This window comes from Vibrio sp. 811 (assembly GCF_033339195.1).
This window is the reverse complement of record NZ_JAWOUB010000944.1, coordinates 1-519: the sequence shown is the minus strand read 5'-3', so window position 1 is coordinate 519 and position 519 is coordinate 1. Positions and strand designations below refer to the sequence as shown.

The 519-nt window shown below is 44.1% G+C and carries 1 protein-coding gene; it reads right to left on the bottom strand.

Features of this window, described 5'->3' with window-relative positions:
• Positions 1-245 precede the first annotated feature (245 nt).
• A partial coding sequence (locus R7Q46_RS30260; RefSeq protein WP_318078726.1) for an undecaprenyl phosphate translocase family protein occupies positions 246-519 on the bottom strand: 274 nt, incomplete at its 5' end.

Sequence of the window (519 nt, the reverse complement as noted above, 5' to 3'; positions counted from 1 at the left end):
TAAGGTTCAGCATTTATCACTTAACATTAACCGCATCGTAGCACATATGTGTAACTCGCCAAGGCGTCTCCTCGACAATTTGTGCGTTATACCTAAATGATTTTGAGATGAATGAGTTAACGACTCATTGTGAGTCGGACTTGGGTTGAGAGCGTGTGCCGAACCACCGAATTGTCGGCTTTTTCTACGCCCTAAAAACAAAAACGGAGCCAATGGCTCCGTTTTCTATGAATGTGCTGCGCGGTTTATTTGTCAGAGTCTGCGAACTTTTCGAGACCTAAAACTAACGCGATAGCAACCAGCATCATTACGACTGCAATCACTAACTGTGATGGTTGAGAGGTAATGTGTTCGAATTCAAATGGAGACAAGTTGTGTTGTAGTAACGGTACTTGTTCGCCTTTCGAGTTCGTACGCCATGTTAGGGTTTCTTTCCAAGGCCAGATTTTAGGTAGTGTACCGATCATCAAACCAGTTAAGAACATCAGCGTGAAGTCGCGGAACTTGCGTAGTAACCAC